Annotated in this window: 4 protein-coding genes; all 4 read left to right on the forward strand. The window is 41.6% G+C overall.

What is annotated here, in order from left to right; translation table 11 throughout:
• Positions 1–230, forward strand: a 230-nt coding sequence (locus GMD4S_RS11605) for an initiation control protein YabA (RefSeq protein WP_000664040.1), incomplete at its 5' end; no start/stop codon positions are given.
• 2 nt (positions 231–232) lie between these two features.
• Complete coding sequence (rsmI, locus tag GMD4S_RS11610; protein ID WP_001166904.1) at positions 233–1,111, forward strand: 16S rRNA (cytidine(1402)-2'-O)-methyltransferase; 879 nt, start codon at positions 233–235, stop codon at positions 1,109–1,111.
• Positions 1,112–1,189: 78 nt separating this feature from the next.
• The gene (locus tag GMD4S_RS11615) at positions 1,190–2,137 is read left to right on the forward strand and encodes a hypothetical protein (protein WP_000837963.1); all 948 of its coding nucleotides are present in this window, start codon (positions 1,190–1,192) and stop codon (positions 2,135–2,137) included.
• Between the two features lie 157 nt (positions 2,138–2,294).
• The coding region (gene trmFO, locus GMD4S_RS11620; RefSeq protein ID WP_000083719.1) for a methylenetetrahydrofolate--tRNA-(uracil(54)-C(5))-methyltransferase (FADH(2)-oxidizing) TrmFO at positions 2,295–3,544 on the forward strand (1,250 nt) is incomplete at its 3' end.

Below are 3,544 nucleotides of genomic sequence, written 5' to 3' on the forward strand. Positions count from 1 at the left end.
ATCTCAAGAGCCTGGTAGAGGAAAATACAGCTCTTCGCTTGGAAAATAGTAAGTTGCGCGAACGCTTGGGCGAGGTGGAAGCAGATACTCCCGTCAAGGCTAAGCATGTTCGTGAAAGCGTCCGTCGAATCTATAAGGACGGTTTTCACGTATGTAATGATTTTTATGGACAACGCCGAGAGCAGGACGAGGAATGTATGTTCTGTGACGAGTTGTTGTACAGGGAGTAGGCATGCAGATTCAAAAAAGTTTTAAGGGGCAGTCTTCCTATGGCAAGCTTTACCTTGTAGCAACGCCGATTGGCAATCTAGACGATATGACCTTTCGTGCCATCCAGACCTTGAAAGAAGTGGACTGGATTGCTGCTGAGGACACGCGCAATACTGGTCTCTTGCTCAAGCATTTTGATATTTCGACAAAGCAGATCAGTTTTCATGAGCACAATGCCAAGGAAAAAATTCCTGATTTGATTGGTTTCTTGAAAGCAGGACAAAGTATCGCTCAGGTATCCGATGCGGGTCTGCCTAGTATCTCGGACCCTGGTCATGATTTGGTTAAGGCAGCTATTGAGGAAGAAATTGCAGTAGTGACAGTTCCGGGTGCCTCTGCAGGGATTTCTGCTTTGATTGCCAGTGGTTTAGCTCCACAACCACATATCTTTTACGGTTTCTTACCGAGAAAATCAGGCCAGCAAAAGCAATTTTTCGACTTAAAAAAAGATTACCCAGAAACTCAGATTTTCTACGAATCACCCCACCGTGTATCAGATACATTGGAAAATATGCTAGAAGTCTACGGTGACCGCTCGGTAGTCTTGGTCAGGGAATTGACCAAAATCTATGAAGAATACCAACGAGGAAAGATTTCAGAGCTACTAGAAAGTATTGCTGAAACGCCACTCAAGGGTGAATGCCTTCTCATCGTTAAAGGCGCAAGTCAGGATGTGGAGGAAAAGGACGAGGAGGACTTGTTTTCAGAAATCCAATCTCGTATCCAGCAAGGCATGAAGAAAAATCAAGCCATTAAGGAAGTTGCGAAACTCTACCAGTGGAATAAAAGCCAACTCTACGCTGCCTACCACGATTGGGAAGAAAATCAAGAAAGTGACTAAATTGGGAACCTTGTCTTCTTCCTGAAACAAAAATAACAATCATAAGTATTTTGATAAGATTGCTTATTTTGAGGAGAAATGAAAAGCAAAGTGATGAAGAAAGTAATTGGCGTACTGTTGCCTATTCTCACATTATTTATATTGTCAGCATGTAACAATAGAGTCGATCGTGATTTAGCTAAAATAGCTATTTCAAACATTCGTTCTGTAGTAGAAGCTGCAGGGTTAGAAGCAGAAGGATACTCGACAGCTGATACCTTTGGATATTATGGATCTCCGTTTTACGTTGAAGGAAATACGAAATTTGTTGATGTCTATGTGGATTTTGAAAAAGATTATGTTGAGAGCACTCCAGTCCTTAAATACAATTCGAGGCTTAAAGAAGTTGAAAAGAAAAAATTCTTTGGTTTTTCCAAGAAAACAGTCTACCGTTTAGAAATGGAGTATGTTTCTGGTGATGACAACTATGACCGACTTGAGGAAGCTTATAATATATTACTTCAAAGTGGTAGCTTGACTTCAACATATTTAAGCGATGATGTGATTAGGAATCTTTATATTAAAAATTCAATTGAATTGGACTCATTTGACTCCAATTATTCTTTGGTTCCAAAAAAAGAATATAGTGGCAACCCCAAAACCCGTCTTGAAGAGAGAGATAAAAGAGAGGCAATTTTGAAGACGGATGTAGAAGAACTCACTCCCTTAATTGAGGACCTAGACTCAAGTAGAGTCAACAATCTTGATGAAGAGACGCTTGTTCGTAATCGAGATCTACTTTTAAAAAGAGTTGCTGACAATCGTTCGACCTTTAGTATTCGAATACGTATTGATATAGAGCAGGTACGAAGACAAAACCTACAAGTAACTAATGAAGATATTGACAATTGGACGGATTCTGATTTCGAATACTTACTTGCCCAAATACTTCAAAGCGATAAACTACCTAAGAATACAGAAGTACGTTTTACTATAAAATATGGAAGCAAACTGAATTGGGAGACATTCAATTTTAATAAAGAATAATTTTTGAAAGACATTCAGGAATTCTCCTGTCTGTCTTTTTACTTAGTTTTTTGGTATAATGGACCAAGCATGAATTTAGAAAGATTTGTGGGTGTCAAATAGTCTAGTAGCTTGTTTTTATTTGGACTTAGTTTCCACCCAAAGAGGTATTAGTGTCGTGTCTCAATCTTATATCAATGTTATCGGTGCTGGCTTGGCAGGTTCTGAAGCAGCTTACCAAATCGCAGAACGTGGTATTCCAGTTAAACTCTATGAAATGCGTGGTGTCAAGTCAACTCCTCAGCACAAAACAGACAATTTTGCTGAGTTAGTTTGTTCCAATTCCTTACGTGGGGATGCTTTGACAAATGCCGTTGGACTCCTCAAGGAAGAAATGCGTCGCTTGGGTTCTGTTATCTTGGAGTCTGCTGAGGCTACACGTGTTCCTGCTGGTGGAGCCCTTGCGGTGGACCGCGATGGTTTCTCTCAAATGGTGACCGAAAAAGTGGCCAATCATCCCTTGATTGAAGTGGTTCGTGATGAAATTACAGAATTGCCGACGGATGTTATTACGGTTGTCGCTACTGGTCCTTTGACCAGTGATACCTTAGCTGAAAAGATTCATGCCCTTAATGATGGGGATGGATTCTATTTCTACGATGCGGCGGCGCCGATTATCGACGTTAACACCATTGATATGAGCAAGGTCTATCTCAAGTCTCGTTATGATAAGGGAGAAGCAGCCTACCTCAACGCTCCAATGACCAAACAAGAGTTTATGGATTTCCATGAAGCCTTGGTCAATGCTGAAGAAGCACCGCTGAATTCGTTTGAAAAAGAAAAGTACTTTGAAGGATGTATGCCTATCGAAGTCATGGCCAAGCGTGGCATTAAAACCATGCTTTATGGTCCGATGAAGCCAGTCGGTTTGGAGTATCCAGACGACTACACAGGCCCTCGTGACGGGGAGTTCAAAACACCGTATGCGGTTGTCCAACTTCGTCAGGATAATGCGGCTGGTAGTCTCTACAATATCGTCGGTTTCCAAACCCACCTCAAATGGGGAGAACAAAAGCGTGTCTTCCAAATGATTCCTGGTCTTGAAAATGCTGAGTTTGTTCGTTATGGGGTTATGCACCGCAATTCTTACATGGATTCACCAAATCTTCTTGAGCAGACTTACCGTTCTAAGAAACAGCCTAACCTCTTCTTTGCTGGTCAGATGACGGGTGTGGAAGGCTATGTTGAGTCAGCAGCCTCAGGCTTGGTTGCAGGTATTAACGCGGCTCGACTCTTCAAGGGTGAAAGTGAAGCTATCTTCCCAGAGACCACAGCGATCGGAAGTCTAGCTCATTACATCACTCATGCGGACAGCAAACATTTCCAACCAATGAATGTCAATTTTGGGATTATCAAGGAATTGGAAGG

It is taken from the genome of Streptococcus sp. GMD4S (assembly GCF_000296955.1).

What these genes read in the sequence shown, in the direction of transcription:
- rsmI (WP_001166904.1), top strand. Translation starts at nt 233, where the DNA reads ATGCAGATTCAAAAAAGTTTTAAGGGGCAGTCTTCCTATGGCAAGCTT.
- GMD4S_RS11615 (WP_000837963.1), top strand. Translation starts at nt 1,190, where the DNA reads ATGAAAAGCAAAGTGATGAAGAAAGTAATTGGCGTACTGTTGCCTATT.